The sequence below is a fragment of the Microcoleus sp. N9_A2 genome (genome assembly GCF_036701775.1).
Classification (GTDB): Bacteria; Cyanobacteriota; Cyanobacteriia; order Cyanobacteriales; family Microcoleaceae; genus Microcoleus.
Window position 1 is genome coordinate 56,831 of sequence record NZ_JAUBRH010000019.1, and the last position, 16,119, is coordinate 72,949.

General features: G+C 46.2%; 12 protein-coding genes. 9 read left to right on the top strand and 3 right to left on the bottom strand.

Translation table 11 applies throughout. The features are described from left to right. Nucleotides 1–35: 35 nt before the first annotated feature. Both QUA44_RS14105 and dnaA read right to left on the bottom strand, forming a co-directional pair. Nucleotides 36–365, bottom strand: coding sequence for a hypothetical protein (locus tag QUA44_RS14105; RefSeq protein WP_333251948.1), 330 nt, complete (start codon nucleotides 363–365; stop codon nucleotides 36–38). 188 nt (nucleotides 366–553) lie between these two features. Continuing rightward, a complete protein-coding gene (gene dnaA / locus QUA44_RS14110; protein ID WP_333251949.1) occupies nucleotides 554–1,924 on the bottom strand; it encodes a chromosomal replication initiator protein DnaA in 1,371 nt (456 codons plus the stop codon). A 247-nt stretch (nucleotides 1,925–2,171) separates the two neighbouring features. Between dnaA and QUA44_RS14115 the strand changes: the two genes are divergently transcribed. From QUA44_RS14115 to QUA44_RS14130, 4 genes are all read left to right on the top strand, one after another. Continuing rightward, entirely contained in the window at nucleotides 2,172–3,413 is a 1,242-nt protein-coding gene (locus QUA44_RS14115) for an HhoA/HhoB/HtrA family serine endopeptidase (protein WP_333251950.1), read from the top strand. Between the two features lie 246 nt (nucleotides 3,414–3,659). Beyond that, nucleotides 3,660–4,193, top strand: coding sequence for a peptide deformylase (def, locus tag QUA44_RS14120; protein ID WP_333251951.1), 534 nt, complete (start codon nucleotides 3,660–3,662; stop codon nucleotides 4,191–4,193). A 55-nt stretch (nucleotides 4,194–4,248) separates the two neighbouring features. Then, nucleotides 4,249–4,821 (top strand): TerD family protein, encoded by a 573-nt coding sequence (locus tag QUA44_RS14125; RefSeq protein ID WP_333251952.1) that lies wholly within the window; start codon nucleotides 4,249–4,251, stop codon nucleotides 4,819–4,821. Nucleotides 4,822–5,032: 211 nt separating this feature from the next. Beyond that, the gene (locus QUA44_RS14130; protein ID WP_333251953.1) at nucleotides 5,033–5,632 is read left to right on the top strand and encodes a TerD family protein; all 600 of its coding nucleotides are present in this window, start codon (nucleotides 5,033–5,035) and stop codon (nucleotides 5,630–5,632) included. Between the two features lie 335 nt (nucleotides 5,633–5,967). On the opposite strand, the gene lysS is transcribed toward QUA44_RS14130, so the two are convergent. After that, on the bottom strand, nucleotides 5,968–7,521 hold the full coding sequence (gene lysS, locus QUA44_RS14135) for a lysine--tRNA ligase (RefSeq protein WP_333251954.1): 1,554 nt from the start codon (nucleotides 7,519–7,521) through the stop codon (nucleotides 5,968–5,970). Between the two features lie 496 nt (nucleotides 7,522–8,017). Between lysS and tkt the strand changes: the two genes are divergently transcribed. The 5 genes from tkt to QUA44_RS14160 all read left to right on the top strand — a co-directional run bounded on the left by tkt (nucleotide 8,018) and on the right by QUA44_RS14160 (nucleotide 16,033). Beyond that, nucleotides 8,018–10,036 (top strand): transketolase, encoded by a 2,019-nt coding sequence (gene tkt, locus QUA44_RS14140; RefSeq protein ID WP_333251955.1) that lies wholly within the window; start codon nucleotides 8,018–8,020, stop codon nucleotides 10,034–10,036. A 651-nt stretch (nucleotides 10,037–10,687) separates the two neighbouring features. Next, nucleotides 10,688–13,486 (top strand): PAS domain S-box protein, encoded by a 2,799-nt coding sequence (locus QUA44_RS14145; protein WP_333251956.1) that lies wholly within the window; start codon nucleotides 10,688–10,690, stop codon nucleotides 13,484–13,486. Between the two features lie 49 nt (nucleotides 13,487–13,535). Further along, the gene (locus QUA44_RS14150) at nucleotides 13,536–13,982 is read left to right on the top strand and encodes a response regulator (protein ID WP_333251957.1); all 447 of its coding nucleotides are present in this window, start codon (nucleotides 13,536–13,538) and stop codon (nucleotides 13,980–13,982) included. Nucleotides 13,983–14,286: 304 nt separating this feature from the next. Next, on the top strand, nucleotides 14,287–14,439 hold the full coding sequence (locus QUA44_RS14155) for a hypothetical protein (protein WP_333251958.1): 153 nt from the start codon (nucleotides 14,287–14,289) through the stop codon (nucleotides 14,437–14,439). A 91-nt stretch (nucleotides 14,440–14,530) separates the two neighbouring features. After that, a complete protein-coding gene (locus QUA44_RS14160) occupies nucleotides 14,531–16,033 on the top strand; it encodes an ATP-binding protein (RefSeq protein ID WP_333251959.1) in 1,503 nt (500 codons plus the stop codon). The last annotated feature ends 86 nt before the right edge of the window (nucleotides 16,034–16,119 follow it).

Genomic DNA, 16,119 nt, shown 5'->3' on the forward strand with positions numbered 1-16,119 from the left:
TTAATTAACCGGATTTGAAACAGAAACAAATCGTATCACAGAAAGCTGATGACAGTTGACAGTTGACAGTTGACAGTTGACAGTTGGCAGTTGGCAGTTGGCAGTTGGCAGTTGTCAGTTGTCAGTTGAGAGTTTACCGAAGCAACCAGGAAGAGTTGGCAGTTGGCGGAACAGTTTTTTTTTATTGAATTATTTTTGTGCGATCGCCCTGTGGAAACTGTGGAAAAATAAAATAATTGCTTGCTGTGCTTGAGTTGTCGCTCATAAATGCCTGTGGAAAACTTGTGGAAAAGCTGGCTAAAGTCGATCGCCCTTCCATTTTTGTGCACAAAAATGGAAGGGCGATCGAGTAAAGTTTTCCACAAATGGAGGGCAAATTTTCCACAGGTTTTTCCACAGGCTAGCTGCTACGCATAGAGAGTGTCGGTTATGCGAGAGTTACCCCTTCGATGATTCGGATCTTGAAATCGCTGCATAGAGTCATTGGTGTGACAACTGACTGACAACTGACAACTGACTGACTGACAACTGACAACTGACTAATGACTTCTTCTCAACTTTTGCGGCTAATAACGTTAATTCGATCGCTCAACTGACGCAAAGTTTGGGCCAAATTCGGGTCAGTGTTCCGCAACTGAGCAATTTTGTCACAACTGTAAAGCACAGTTGTGTGATCTTTGCCGCCGAAAACTTCGCCAACTTTCGGCAAACTCAAACCAGTGTGCTGCCGAATTAAATACATCCCTATTTGACGGGCAAAGCTAATTTCTCGCCTGCGGGAAATGCCTTTCAAATCTTCAACAGAAACATCAAACGCCTCGGCCACAACTGCAATTACTGCATCGGGAGTCGCCTCTACGCTTTCAGTTTGCGGGTTCAAAACCGGGGTGATATTCTCCACGGTCATCGGCAAACCGGTAATTGAAAGATATGCTACCGCCCGAATCAAAGCTCCTTCTAATTCCCGAACGTTGGAAGTGTAACTAGAAGCAATATATTCAATGACATCTCGCGGCAGCCTCATATTTTCATATTCAGATTTTTTCTGCAAAATTGCCATCCGCGTTTCCAAGTCTGGCAATTGAATATCAGCAATTAATCCCATCGAAAATCGGGAACACAAGCGCTCTTGCAGACGGGGGATTTGCTGCGGCGGACGATCGGAAGCTAAAACTACTTGGTTTCCCGATTCGTGCAAAGTATTAAAAGTGTGAAAAAACTCTTCTTGAGTGTATTCTTTGCCTTCGATAAATTGAATGTCATCTATTAATAAAACATCGGCTGCGCGATAATGATCGCGGAAAGCTTGCATACTATCTTTGCGAATGGCTGCAATCAAATCGTTGGTAAATTTTTCAGTAGAAACGTAAAAAATTTTGGCGTTGGGGTCAATTTCTAAGCGGTAATGACCGATCGCCTGCATGAGATGAGTTTTGCCCAAACCGACGCCGCCGCACAAAAATAGGGGATTGAATTCTCGGCCCGGAGACTCGGCTACGGCGAGGGATGCTGCGTGGGCCATGCGGTTGTTGGAACCGACGACAAAGCGGGAAAATAGGTATTTTGGGTTTAAATGCGCTGGTTTAGGTGGGTGTAGCGAGTGGCTTTCGGGGCTATCAGCGATCGGGGATGCCCAAATCATGGCGGAGTCGTTGCTGCCACCTGTTTCATTTCCCCCGGCAATTGTCAAGTAAATGTCTACGGGATAGCCGAGAATTTCTTCGACTGCATCGGCAAGGATTTCTCTGTAATATTTTTGCAACCAATTGCGAGCAAAGGGGTTGGGGGCGCTGACGATCAAACAGTTATTTTCGAGTTGTTCGGCTGTAGCTGTTTTGATCCACGTCTCAAAGCTAGGTCTGCTCAGTTGTACCTGGAGACGTTCAAGTATCTGATTCCACAGACTTTCGAGGGTAATGTCCACTGCTTACCTTTGCCGATCGGCATTTAAAGAGATTGAATTTGTCTTCTCGAAAACTCAGTTTAATCGAATTGGCGATTTTGAAGGTTGATCGATCGATCAACAATGCTAAAGTTTAAGGGAGTCTGCCGTAGCTTGCGGGGCGGGACGCCATCGCCCAAAATTTTGCGGCAATGAGGCAAAAAACAGGTATCAGAGAGAAGCTCTAAACAAGTATTTATATTCGGCAGGAAAGCCTAAAAACATGGCTATGAAGAGTTCTACTGGCAAGTTTTGGAAGCAACCGGCAATTTACATATTGCTGCTGGCAACGGGAGCTGGGGCCGCCATGTTGGGCGATCGTCTGACGGTTTCTCAATTTCGTGCAAATTCTGGCGACTCGGGACAAAGGGCGCTGGAACCGAAATTGCAACTGCCTCCTAGTACAAAGGATCGAGTTAGCAAAGTCTTGCCGCCTGCTTCCTTGTCGGGCGACGGGGCTAATGTGAATTTTATTGTGGCTGCGGTGGCAAAAGTTGGCCCGGCAGTGGTTCGGATCGATGCTTCGCGCCGGGTGAAACCGGGAAATAGAGGGCTGTCGCCGGAAGATTTTTTTGGTGCAGATCCGAATTCGGGCGGCCGGGGCGGGATCGAACGCGGCACTGGTTCGGGTTTTGTCATTGGTGCCGACGGCGTGATTCTCACTAACGCTCACGTTGTAGAGGGAGCCGATACGGTAAATGTAACTCTCAAGGATGGCCGCAGCTTTCAGGGGCGGGTGTTGGGGGCGGATAAGGTGACGGATGTGGCTGTGGTGAAGATTGAGGCGAACGCTCTACCTGTGGTGGCGATCGGCAATTCGGATCAGCTGTTGTCTGGGGAATGGGCGATCGCGATCGGCAATCCTTTGGGTTTGGACAATTCCGTCACTGCGGGGATTATTAGCGCTACGGGGCGATCGAGCTCTGATGTGGGCGTGCCCGACAAGCGCATCGGTTTTATTCAAACAGACGCTGCAATCAATCCGGGGAATTCCGGCGGCCCGCTGCTGAATGCTTCGGGGGAAGTTATTGGGATGAATACGGCAATTATTCAAGGTGCTCAAGGATTGGGGTTTGCGATTCCGATTCAGGCGGCCCAACAGGTGGCGCAGGAACTGATTTCGACGGGGAAAGTCGAACACGCTTATTTGGGCATTGAAATGGCGACGCTGACTCCTGAAGTTAAGCAGCAAATTAACAGCAATGCTAATAGCAATCTGCGAGTTGCAGTCGATCGGGGTGTGGCGATTGTGAGCGTGGTTCCTAATTCTCCGGCGGCGGCGGCAGGTTTGCGGGCTGGAGATGTGATTCAAAAGCTTAACAATCAGCCGATTATTCAGTCGGAAGCTGTTCAGGATTTCGTGCAAAATGCGAAAGTTGGCGGTCTTTTGCAAATGGAGATTAATCGGAATGGACAAATAGTTAATTTGACTGTAAAACCGGGGAGTTTGCCGGTGCAAAAAATTCGATAGGAAGAAAGAAGGAAGATTAATTACCAATTCCTCATTACCCATTCCTTTCAGTTTTACCTCAAACGTAGTTAGAGACTGCTGTTTGACGATTAGGCCCAGATCCCCCCTAACCCCCCTTAAGAAGGGGGGGACAAGATTCTGATCAAAGTCCCCCTTCTTAAGGGGGATTTAGGGGGATCTGGCCTCGGATAAAAACGAGATTTTTTAATGCTTCCAGGCTTAACTTAACACCAATAACTAATTAATATGCCAGAAATCTTGCAAATTTCACAATTAGGAAATCCCGTATTACGCCAACCGTCGCAAGTTGTGGAGAATGTGAAGGACGATCGCATTCAACAGCTAATCGACAACCTGATTTTTACCGTACAACAGGCGAACGGAGTAGGGATTGCGGCCCCCCAAGCGGCGAAGGGCGATCGGCTGTTCATCGTCGCATCCCGCCCCAACCTGCGCTATCCCCAAGCGCCGAAGATGGAACCGACGGCGATGATTAATCCCCGGATTCTCGCTGTATCAACAGAGACGGTCAAAGACTGGGAAGGCTGTTTGAGCATTCCGGGGATTCGCGGGTTGGTGCCGAGAAGTAGGGCGATCGAGATAGAATACACCAGTAGAGACGGCAAACTCCACCGACAAGAATTGACCGACTTTGTAGCCCGTATTTTTCAACACGAACACGACCATTTAGATGGCATCGTGTTTTTAGACAGAGTGGAAAATACCCACGAACTGATGACAGAGGATGAGTACCAGCAGCAATTTGTCAAGCTCCTGTGATAATTGATATAATGGCGATCGGTAACTAAAATTGATTTTGTGAATAGGAGGGCGAATGTCTATCAATTTGGAAAAAGGCGGGAGAATCAATCTATCTAAAGAAGCACCAGGGCTGAAAAATGCCGGGATCGGTTTGGGATGGGATATAAATGCTACAGACACCGGCGGGGCCTTTGACTTAGATGCTTCCGTGTTTATGTTGGGGGCTACTGGCAAAATTCCCAGCGAAAAATACTTTGTTTTCTACAACAACAAAGAGTCGCCAGACGGTTCTGTAATACATCTGGGAGATAGCAGAACCGGAGAAGGAGTTGGCGATGATGAAACCGTTACAGTCGATTTAACAAAAATTGATCCGGCGGTGCAAGAAATTGTGTTTGTGGTAACAATCGACCAAGCTGAATCGAGAAGGCAAAACTTCGGTCAAGTGCGGAATGCTTTTATCAGGATTTACGATACCACTACTAACACAGAAGTCACGAAGTACGATTTGGATGAGGATTTTGGGAAGGAAACTGCGATGGAATTTGGCAGACTCTACAAGAAAGACGGCGAGTGGAGGTTCCAAGCCGTAGGACAAGGCTACAATTCAGGCTTGCAAAGCTTTGTAGACAAGTATGCCGGATAAAAGGTCGATATAAAACAATACGGTTCAGGTAAAGTCGATCCCCCCTAGCCCCCCTTAAAAAAGGGGGGGGCAAGAGAGTTCTCAAAGTCCCCCCCTTAAGGGGGATTTAGGGGAATCTCCGGGGAATAAACAGATCGGACGTACTGTTGAAACCGCCCGGTCTTTTTATCAATCCCATATTGCACGATAAACTTTACAAAATCACAAAACTATGGCTATCAACTTGACAAAAGGACAATCGATCGTTCTCAGCAAAAGCGAATTCGACTTATCCAGAGTGACAATGGCTTTGGGCTGGGATGTTGCACAAGCTAAAAAAGGTCTTTTCGGCAGAAGCAGCAGTGCTAATTTTGACTTAGATTCCTACGCTTTGCTGCTGGGGGAAAATGGCAAAATCAAGAACTACAAAGAGGATGTAATTTATTACTCTCATTTGGAGTCAAACGACAAAACAGTTGTTCACTCTGGCGACAATCTCACCGGGGCTGGAGATGGAGACGACGAACAAATATTTGTGAAACTGAGCTCATTGCCAGCAGAATATCACAAAATTATCTTGGGCGTAAATATTTACAATGGCAAAGAAAGAAAACAGCATTTTGGCATGGTAGAAAATGCTTACGTGAGGGCTGTAGATGCCGCCGGGAAAGAAATCGCTCGCTATCGCTTGTCAAATGATCCTTCCTATGAAGGCAAATTAAATATGTTGATGGGAGAAGTCTATCGAGAAGGTAGCGAGTGGAAATTTAAGGCTTTGGGAAATCCTTTAACTGAAGATATGAACGGTGTTGTCGGTTCATTTATGCGGTGATATGAAATTCGTTAGATTGAGGCTTGTAGGGGCGGGTTCAGCAACAAAATTTGCCAATAATTGATAACCTAAATAAACCCGCCCTCGCCTAACCAGCAATCTAAATGCACAATTTCCCCACGCAGAACTGTAGGGGCGGGTTCACCACCAATATTAGCCAATAATTGACAAACTAAATAAACCCGCCCCCACCCAACCAGCAATCTAAATGCACAATTTGAGCGTTCAATAAAAATCAATGTTGATGTGAATTGTTTGTTGTGGGGGGGGCGGGTTTATCTAGATTGTTTGTGGGAATCAAATGTTATTGGTGAACCCGACCCTACAAGATTTTACTAATCTTTGACAGGCCGCATTGTCGGGAACATCACGGCATCTCGGATGCTTTGAGTGTTAGTTAAAAGCATTACCAATCTGTCTACGCCGATGCCCATTCCCGCACAATTCGGCATTCCCAAAGATAGCGCTTGGATGAAATCTTCATCCATTGGATGCGCTTCGTCATCTCCTGCATTCTTCTGTGCTAATTGTTCTTCAAACCGCTTTCTTTGCTCTTTCGGATCGTTCAATTCTGAGAATCCGTTCGAGTATTCTGTGCCGTTGATAAATAGCTCGAAACGCTCGACAAATCCGGGTTTGCTGCGGTGTCCTTTGGCTAAGGGACTAACTTCGACAGGATAGTCGATGATGAATGTAGGTTGAATTAGTTTGGGAACAACTAATTTGTCAAAAACTGCGTAGAGCACGTAGCCTAAACTCTGTTGTTCTAACTTGGAAAGGTGCATTTCTAGCTTGGTTGCAGAGGCGATCGCACTTTCGAGATCCAAACTGTCAAAATCCAGCCCAAACTCGTCTCTGACAGCTTCTACCATCGTTTTCACTTGCCAGTGTTTGCCACTGAAACCGGGATATTTTTCGCTGTAGTCGAACTTGCGTTCTAAACTAATCGTTTCCCCCTGATTTTCAATTTCTTTGACATCCCCAAAGACAGCAGCCGCTGCGAAACACATTATATCTTCGACAACTCCTAAGATGTCGAACACATCTGCATAAGCTTGGTAAACTTCTAAAGACGTAAACTCTGGATTGTGTGTGCTATCAATGCCCTCATTCCTAAAGGCTTTTCCTAGTTCAAATACTCGCTCAAAACCGCCGCAAATTGCCCTTTTTAAGAACAGTTCCGGTGCAACTCGCAAATACAAATCCATCTCCAAAGCATTATGATGCGTGATAAATGGCTTAGCAGCAGCACCGCCATAAATTGCTTGCAATGTCGGTGTTTCTATTTCATAAAAATCGGCTTTCCAGAGATAGGAACGGATGCTTTGGACGATGCGGCTACGCAGCATGAAACGGTTGAGCGCATCTTGGTTGCTAGCTAAATCCATTTCGCGGTGGCGACGGCATACTTCGGGGTCATTAACTCCGTAATAAGCATCGGGAAATTGCATCGTAGCTTTTGATAAAAGCGTGAATTCCCGCACTAAAATAGAAAGTTCTCCCCTGGGCGTGCGGCAGCCGATACCTTCTACGCCGACAAAATCGCCGACATCAAGCAATTTTTTAATTTGGTCAAAGCTCAAACCGACTTCGCCGGTGACGATTGCTTTCTCGATTTTGAGTTGAATTTTGTCTGTAGCGTCTTTTAAATCGATGAAACCAATTTTGCCGCTGTCTCGCTTGGAAATAATCCGGCCGGCTAATCGCAGGGAAATTTCTTCGGAGTCGCTTTGTCCGTTTTCGAGTTCTTTTCCTGGCTGACTAAATATTTCGCGAACTTGTTGGGCTGTGTGCGATCGCGCGTAAGATTGGCTAGGATACGGTTCTATGCCTTGCGATCGCAGTTCGTCTACTTTTTGACTGCGGACTTCGGCTTCACTCAGAGTCATTACTTATTGCCTGATTAAAATTACCAATATCTTACATCTTGCACTATTCTCGGGCTGGCTCGCCAGCCCACCCCACCAGAAAATTCACTTGGGGTGGGACAGGCATCTTGCCTGTTCGTGACCAAGCTGCAAAATGTGAGAAACACTAGACTTTATCATAACTGGGCAACACAGACGAATTTTTCAAACAACCAAGATACATTGCGAGCGTCGAGCCGACCTTGACTGTCAACTAAAATCTGTCAACTGCTAACTGTCAACTGTCAACTGCTAACTGTCAACTGTCAACTGTCAACTGTCAACTGCCAACTGTCAAAGCGGGCGAAACATTAAAAAATTAAGTTGTATGTCGATCGCAACAGGTGAGATGATATGTAGTGCAGCCTCACGGCAGTTCCACAGAAACTGAACAGCAGAGAAGCGGGCGATCGAACTCGACTCATCGCACCTCTGCCAGAATCGACCACACACACTCTTAGATATAAAAACCAGAATTATGGCTGTTGCAACTCAATCACAGACTGAAGAACTCTGCATCAACTCTATCCGCTTTCTCGCCATCGATGCGGTAGAAAAAGCAAAATCAGGACACCCGGGACTGCCGATGGGCGCTGCCCCTATGGCCTTCGTGCTGTGGGATCGCTTCATGCGGTTCAACCCCAAAAACCCCAAGTGGTTCAATCGCGATCGCTTCGTCCTCTCCGCCGGCCACGGCTGTATGCTACAGTACGCCCTCATGTACTTGGCAGGCTACGATAGCGTCAGCCTCGACGACATCAAGCAATTTCGTCAGTGGGAATCCAAAACCCCCGGACACCCGGAAAACTTTGTTACCGAAGGCATAGAAGTTACCACAGGCCCCCTGGGACAAGGCATTGCTAACGCCGTCGGTTTGGCAATGGCAGAAGCTCACCTCGCTGCCAAATTTAACAAGCCCGACCACACGATTGTTGACCACTACACCTATGTCATCATGGGTGACGGCTGCCACATGGAAGGCATTTCTGGCGAAGCTTGTTCTTTGGCTGGACACCTCGGACTCGGCAAATTAATTGCCCTCTACGATGACAATCACATTTCCATTGAAGGCGACACTAACTTGGCCTTTACTGAAGATGTCGGCAAGCGTTTTGAAGCTTACAACTGGCACGTCATTACAGTAGATAATACTGCTCTAGACCACGATACTAATCTAGCAGCAGTTCACAAAGCTATTGCAGAAGCGAAAAAAGTCACGGACAAACCGTCCATGATTAAAGTCCGCACCATCATTGGTTACGGTTCTCCTAACAAGCGGAATTCCTACAGCGCTCACGGTGCTGCTTTGGGTAGCGATGAAGTCCAAGCAACTCGCGATTTCTTGAAGTGGGAATACGCACCGTTTGAGATTCCTAATGATGCTTTGTCACACTTCCGCAAAGCAGTCGATCGCGGTGCTGCATCCGAGCAAGAATGGAATAAAACTTTTGCAGATTATAAAGCAAAATATCCCGCAGAAGCAGCAGAATATGAGCGCACGGTTGCTGGCAAACTTCCCGAAGGTTGGGATAAAGTTCTCCCGACTTACAAGGTAGAAGATAAGGCTGATTCGACTCGGAATCATTCTGGCAAATGTTTGAATGCTTTGGCTGCTGTCCTACCTGAATTGATCGGCGGTTCGGCTGACTTGGCATCTTCTAACATGACTCTGCTTAAGGGTGAAAAAGATTTTCAAAAAGGTCAATACGAAGGACGCAACCTGCGCTTTGGCGTGCGGGAACACGCTATGGGCGCGATCGCCAATGGTCTGCTACTCCACGGCGGTTTGATTCCTTACTGCGCCACATTCTTAGTATTTGCCGACTATATGCGCGGTGCAATTCGCCTCTCCGCACTCTCGGAAGCTGGAGTCATCTATGTCATGACTCACGACTCCGTAGCTTTGGGCGAAGATGGCCCCACTCACCAACCAGTCGAAACCATCGCTTCCCTGCGCGCCATCCCCAATTTGTTGGTGATGCGCCCTGCGGATGGAAACGAAACATCCGGTGCTTATAAAGTGGCAGTAGAAAGCCCCAAACGCCCCACATTAATGGCTTTGTCCCGTCAAAACTTGCCGAATTTGGCCGGAAGCTCGATCGAAGGAACAGCCAAAGGCGCTTACACTTTGTCCGACGATGGCGGCACTCCCGACATCATTTTGATCGGCACCGGTGGCGAAACATACCTCTGCGTTGATGCCGCTGAAAAATTGCGCGCAGCCGGCAAAAAAGTCCGCGTCGTTTCGATGCCTTGCTGGGAATTGTTCGACTTGCAAGATGCCGCTTACCGCGAATCTGTACTCCCGAAAGCTGTTACCAAGCGGTTAGCAGTTGAAGCGGCTTCTAGCTTCGGCTGGGGACGTTATTTGGGCTCCGAAGGCGACAGCATCAGTATCGATACATTCGGCGCTTCTGCACCGGGCCCAGTTGTTCTAGAAAAGTTTGGCTACACCGTTGATAATGTGTTAGCTAAGGCTAAGGCGCTGTTGGGTTAATCAATAGCAACAGCATAATTTGTGGTGGGGCGGGCTTTGGGCTCGCCCCATTTTTTATAGAAGGAGGAAGAAGTTCGGCAACGGATTCGCTCGACGGATGTAACAGATGTAACAGATGGATGGAAGAAGGCTTGAGGATCTCGAATTAAATAATTTACACAACGTTTGTGGGATGGGCGTCCCGCCCGCCCTTTCTGGACGGGCGGGACGCCCATCCCACAAGAACTATCACGCATTGTAAGTTATTTAATTCTCATTCCTTAGTTATCGTCGCGAGAGAAGGCTTTAGTTATCTAGAAGATAAGGAAGAAGGAAGGAAAAGCTAAAATCTAAAATCTAAAATCGGAATATTGGGTTTCACTTCGGTCTACCCAGCCTAGAGCTCGCTACAGCTCGCGAATCATTGAGAATTGCTATATTAAGAGTTACGGAAGAAAAACCAGTTTCTACGACAATATTCGGTTTGGCAACGAGGCATCTAACCAGAAACCGGGTTTTTAGCCCCCGGTGCGTTCAAGACTGTATCTTTCAAAAATTTGAGATAGGTTATAAGTCATTGGGTTAAATTACCAATTACCAATTCCCGCTTACCAATTCCCGCTTACCAATTACCAATTACCAATTACCAATTCTCGATTACCCATTCCATTTATGATGATTTGGAAATTTTTAAATCACCTGTTATTCACCGGGAATTATATTCCTCAAGGCTACTGTTACCTTTGGCAGCGAGAGCTAGTCGCGCTCCACATAGTGTCAGACTCTATAATTGCCCTGGCCTACTATTCAATACCCCTATCCCTAATTTATTTTATCGGTCAGCGAAAAGACTTGCCCTTCCGTAACATCTTTTGGCTGCTTGCAGCCTTTATTATCTCTTGTGGCACTACTCATATAATGGAAGTTTGGACGCTTTGGCATCCTGTTTATTGGGTTTCTGGCAGTCTGAAAATTATTACCGCCGCGATTTCTGCCTACACCGCTTTTGCATTAATTCCTTTAGTTCCCCAAGCCTTAACTCTCCTCAGTCCAACTCAATTAGGGATGCTCGATTCAATACTGCAAAAAGAAATCCTTGAACGCCGAGAAACGGAAGCTCGCTATCAAACTTTAACTGAAGCTTCGCCGGTGGGAATATTTTATGCAGATGCTGTTGGAGACTGCTTGTATGTCAACGAGCGCTGGTGTCAAATTTCGGGAATTACCTGCAATGAAGCTTTGGGCAAAGGGTGGTTGCAAGGCATTCATCCAGACGACCGCGATCGGGTTTTTACGGAATGGTATAGCCCCGCGCCGGAGAAATTGCCGTTTAAATCTGAGTACCGCTTTCAAGGCATTAATCAAACTCAAATCTGTTGGGTATTCGGTCAAGCTGTCGGTCAAATCGGAGAAAATGGGGAGGTTAAAAGTTATGTGTGTACTATTACTGATATTACAGAGCGCAAGCAGGTAGAAGAGGAAAATCGACGGCTCAATGAAACTCTGGAGCATCGAGTTGCTGAGCGCACTGCTCAAATTGAAGTTTCTAACCACAAATTGCAAAAAGAAATAGCCTACCGCGAAAAAATTGCGATCACTTTGTTGGAATTGACGCAACTGCAAAATGCAATTCTTAATAGCGCTAAATACACAATTATTTCTACAGAACCCGACGGTACAATTAAAACATTTAATCGGGCGGCAGAGCAACTTTTAGGTTATTGGCTAGAAGAAGTGGTCGGGAAAGTCACGGTAGAAATAATTCACGATCCTCTGGAGGTCGCTAAAAGAGCTGAAGTTCTTTCTCAAGAATTGGGAGTGAAAATAGAGCCTGGAATTGAAGCCTTTGTTGCCTTGCCGCGCCGGGAAATCGCTGACGAAAATGAATGGACTTACATTCGCAAAGATGGTTCGCGGTTTCCGGTACTGCTGTCGGTGACTGCCTTATTTGACAGCAACGGAAATATTAACGGTTTTTTGGGTATCGGCCAGGAGATTAGCGATCGCAAACAAGCTGAAAAAGAGCTGCGCGACCTCACTAATGCCTTGCAAAATGCGGTGGAAGGGATTTCGCGGCTGGACATTGATGGACGCTACATGAAGGTTAACCGAGCTTACGCTCATAAATGCGGTTACGAACCGAAAGAAATGCTTGGCATGAAATGGCAGTACACCGTACATCCGAGCGATGTTGAGATGATGCTCTCAGCTTATCAGGAAATGCTAATTTCTGGCCAAGTAGAAGTTGAAGCTAGAGGCGTGCGGAAAAATGGGTCGTTTTTTTACAAGCAATTAACGATGGTAAAAGCTTGCGACGCACAAGGGATATTTAACGGCCACCACTGTTTTATGAAAGATATCACTGAGCGCAAACTAACGGAAACAGCTTTGCTGGAAAGCGAATTTAAGTACAGGCAAATAGTTGAATTAGCAGAAGAAGGTATTTGGGTAATTGACAGCAATGCCCTCACGACTTACGTGAACCACGCAATGGCGCGAATGCTCGGCTATAGTGAATTAGAAATGTTCGGGCGGTCGATTTTTGATTTTATGGACGAACAGCAAAAACCACAAGCTCTTGATAATTTCCAGCGGCGCAAGCAAGGTATTGGTGAACAACACGAATTTAAATTCCAAAGCAAGGACGGCAAAGATATTTGGACTGATATGTCTACCAGTCCAGTCATGGACTCTCAGGGTAATCTGCTATCTTGTTGCGCCTTGGTTTACAACATTACAGCCCGCAAAGAAGCAGAGCAGCAAATGCTGCAACTTACAGAAGATTTGAAGCGTTCCAACGAGGAATTAGAACAATTTGCTTATGTGGCTTCCCACGATTTGCAAGAACCGCTCCGAGCCATTACCAGTTACACTCAATTGCTGGCCCAGCGCTATCAAGGAAATTTGGACGATCGCGCAGATAAGTATATTAATTATATTGTCGATGGCGCCACCAGAATGCAGCAGTTAATTAACGATTTGTTGGCGTATTCGCGCCTGGGAACCAGGGGTCAGGAGTTTGAGCCGGCAGACTGCAAGGCTGCTGTGCAGCAAAGTTTGTGTAATTTGCAAATTGCCATCGCCGAAAAGAAAGCTGTCATCACCTGCGACGCGATGCCAACCGTGATGGCGGATGAATTTCAACTGGTGCAATTATTCCAAAATTTGCTCGCCAACAGCATCAAATTTTGCCGCCAAGATATCCCCTTGATTCATATCGCTGCCCGCAGGCAAGAGAGCGAATGGGTGTTCAGTGTCCGCGATAACGGCATTGGCATCGATCCGCAGTATGCCGATCGCATTTTCATCATTTTTCAACGCCTGCACGGACGCCGCCAATATTCCGGCACAGGCATAGGTTTGGCAATATGCAAGCGAATTGTAGAACGCCACGGCGGGCGTATCTGGGTGGAATCTCAGGAGGGAAAAGGAGCGACTTTTTACTTCACTATTCCTATAATTAGTACATGAAGCCTCAAATTTCAATTTTTTTTATTATAATCAAAAGGATACGCCGGTTATGAGCGATCGAAGCACTGTTAGACCCGTAGAGATTCTGCTGATTGAGGATTCTCCCAGCGATGCCGATTTGGCAATAGAAGCCCTGGGTCAGGGTAAAATATTGAATAACTTGCATTTTGTGGAGGATGGAGTCGAAGCAATCAAGTTTTTGCGCCGCAAAGAACCCTATCTCAGCGTACCCCGTCCCGATTTGATTTTGCTCGATTTGCATCTGCCGAAAAAAAGCGGTATTGAAGTGCTAGAAGAAATTAAAAGTGACTCAATTTTAAAAATAATTCCCGTAGTAATTCTCAGCACTTCAGCAGCCCCAGAGGATATTCTTATGTCCTACTCGTTGCACGCCAACTGTTACATTACTAAGCCCGTAGACTTCGTACAATTTACTAAAGTAGTCAGGTTAATTGAGGAATTCTGGCTCGCAGTCGTCGAACTTCCTGTAAATTAAACGAACAGATGCTTTGCTTATGAGCGCTATAAAATTTTTTAACCTATGGAAATTCTGCTGGTGGATGATTTGCTCAGCGATGCTGAATGGACTTTATAAAAGCTGGCGACAAGCCAATTTTTAACGATTTGCAAATAGTATAAGATATGGTATAAATAATTTTATTGAATAAAGCAGGCTTTTCTGTTCGCATTATCATCCCAATTTAATTATGCTTAACTGGATCTTGTCTCAAAAAAAACGGTTGAAAATATTGATATAAATCTACTCGGCACTAAAGTTAAAAATGTTTCCGGTGGTAATTATGACAACCTCAGCAGCCGATGAAGAGATGCTCAAGTTTTATGCCCTGTCAGCCCGGTGCTACATCACTAAGCCTGTCGATTTTAGTCAAGTTGCTAATTTTGTAAGATGGATTGAGGATTTGTGGCTGGCGGTGGTGACCGCGCCCAAATAATAACTTTCAAGTTAAAAATGGCAAGGGAAAGCAAAAAAGTTTAACCTGAGATTGGTAGAGTGAAAATTTTACAGTCAAAAACGTCAAAGCTATGTGGATTAAAATTCTGTTAGTAGAAGACAATCCGGCTGATGCTGATTTGCTTGCAGAACTGTTAGAAGTATCTGTGGGTGTCCAGTGGGAACTGGTGTCGGTTGAGTACCTGCATCAGGCGATCGCACATCTGAGCAAACAGCCCTTTGATGTAGTTTTGCTCGACCTTTCTTTGCCCGACAGCCACGGTTTGGAAACCCTAACTCGCCTGCGAGAAGTTGCCCCGGATACCGCAATGGTGGTAATGACGGGCTTGGATGATGAGGCCATCGCCCTAGAATCAGTTCGCTTGGGGGCTCAAGATTACATTGTTAAAGGTCAAATTACTACTCAATTATTAGTGCGGACGATCCGCTACGCGATCGAACGATCTCAAACATTTCAAATGCTGCGAGAAAGTGAGCGCCGCTTTCGGGCGATTTTTGACTCTTCGTTTCAGCTAACAAAGCTGCTGACTCCCCAAGGAATCGTGCTGGAAGTGAACGAGACAGCCCTCGATTTTGCCGGATTGCGATCGGAGGATATTGTGGGCCGCCCGATTTGGGAAATGGCGATTTGGGCCCAGTCGCCACAGGTTTCCCAACAGTTGCAATGCGCGATCGGCAAAGCAAGTCGCGGCGAGTTTTTCCGCAGCGAAATCGACTTGTTAGGCAAAAGTGGCCAAATTATGACAGTTGATTTCTCACTGAAACCTGTTAAAAATGAAACAGGACAAGTTTTGCTGCTGATTGCCGAAGCCCGTGACATTAGCGATCGCAAACGAGCAGAAGCGGAAATTCTCAAAGCCCTCGCACGAGAAAAGGAACTTTCAGAACTGCGAGCTAAATTTGTCACAATGGTTTCCCACGAGTTCCGCACACCTTTGACAACCATCCAATTTTCCGCTGGATTGCTGCAAGATTACAGTTCTCAGTGGCCCCAAGATAAAAAATCTACTCATTTTGTGCGGATTCAATTAGCAATTAAACGCATGACAGAGTTATTAGAAGATATCCTCGTAATTGGCAAAATCGAAGCCAATACCTTGCAGTTTCAACCTGTTTCCTTAAACCTCGAAAAATTTTGCCGTCTACTGGTAGAAGAGCAGCAGCTCAACGACAGCAACCAACACCCGATCGCCTTTCAATATGAAGGCGGCAACTGCGAGGCTCAAATGGATGAAAAACTGCTGCAGCAAATCTTGGGAAATATCCTCTCAAATGCCATCAAATATTCCCCCGCAGGCAGTACAGTTTCCTTGCACCTCAACTGTCAAAACAAAGAAGCTATTTTCCAAGTTCAAGACCAGGGCATCGGCATTCCCCAAGCCGATAGAGAGCGGATATTAGAAACTTTTTACCGAGCTCCAAATGTCGGCAATATTTCGGGAACAGGTCTCGGTTTAGCAATCGTGAAGAGGGCTGTGGAACTTCACGGCGGTCAACTCGCGATCGACAGTCAAGAAGGAAAAGGCACAACTTTCACTATTACCTTGCCTCTAATGTGTCCTCCCAGTCAATAACAACTGAATTATCAACTATACATATCCGCTAGTTAACGATTAATTAAGCCCCTAACAAACAAACTTATCAAGTGCTTGAACCCAGA

Excerpts from the sequence above, each read along its gene's own strand:
- QUA44_RS14115 (WP_333251950.1), top strand. The coding sequence starts at position 2,172 with ATGAAGAGTTCTACTGGCAAGTTTTGGAAGCAACCGGCAATTTACATA.
- def (WP_333251951.1), top strand. The coding sequence starts at position 3,660 with ATGCCAGAAATCTTGCAAATTTCACAATTAGGAAATCCCGTATTACGC.
- QUA44_RS14125 (WP_333251952.1), top strand. The coding sequence starts at position 4,249 with ATGTCTATCAATTTGGAAAAAGGCGGGAGAATCAATCTATCTAAAGAA.
- QUA44_RS14130 (WP_333251953.1), top strand. The coding sequence starts at position 5,033 with ATGGCTATCAACTTGACAAAAGGACAATCGATCGTTCTCAGCAAAAGC.
- lysS (WP_333251954.1), bottom strand. The coding sequence starts at position 7,521 with ATGACTCTGAGTGAAGCCGAAGTCCGCAGTCAAAAAGTAGACGAACTG.
- tkt (WP_333251955.1), top strand. The coding sequence starts at position 8,018 with ATGGCTGTTGCAACTCAATCACAGACTGAAGAACTCTGCATCAACTCT.
- QUA44_RS14145 (WP_333251956.1), top strand. The coding sequence starts at position 10,688 with ATGATGATTTGGAAATTTTTAAATCACCTGTTATTCACCGGGAATTAT.
- QUA44_RS14150 (WP_333251957.1), top strand. The coding sequence starts at position 13,536 with ATGAGCGATCGAAGCACTGTTAGACCCGTAGAGATTCTGCTGATTGAG.
- QUA44_RS14155 (WP_333251958.1), top strand. The coding sequence starts at position 14,287 with ATGACAACCTCAGCAGCCGATGAAGAGATGCTCAAGTTTTATGCCCTG.
- QUA44_RS14160 (WP_333251959.1), top strand. The coding sequence starts at position 14,531 with ATGTGGATTAAAATTCTGTTAGTAGAAGACAATCCGGCTGATGCTGAT.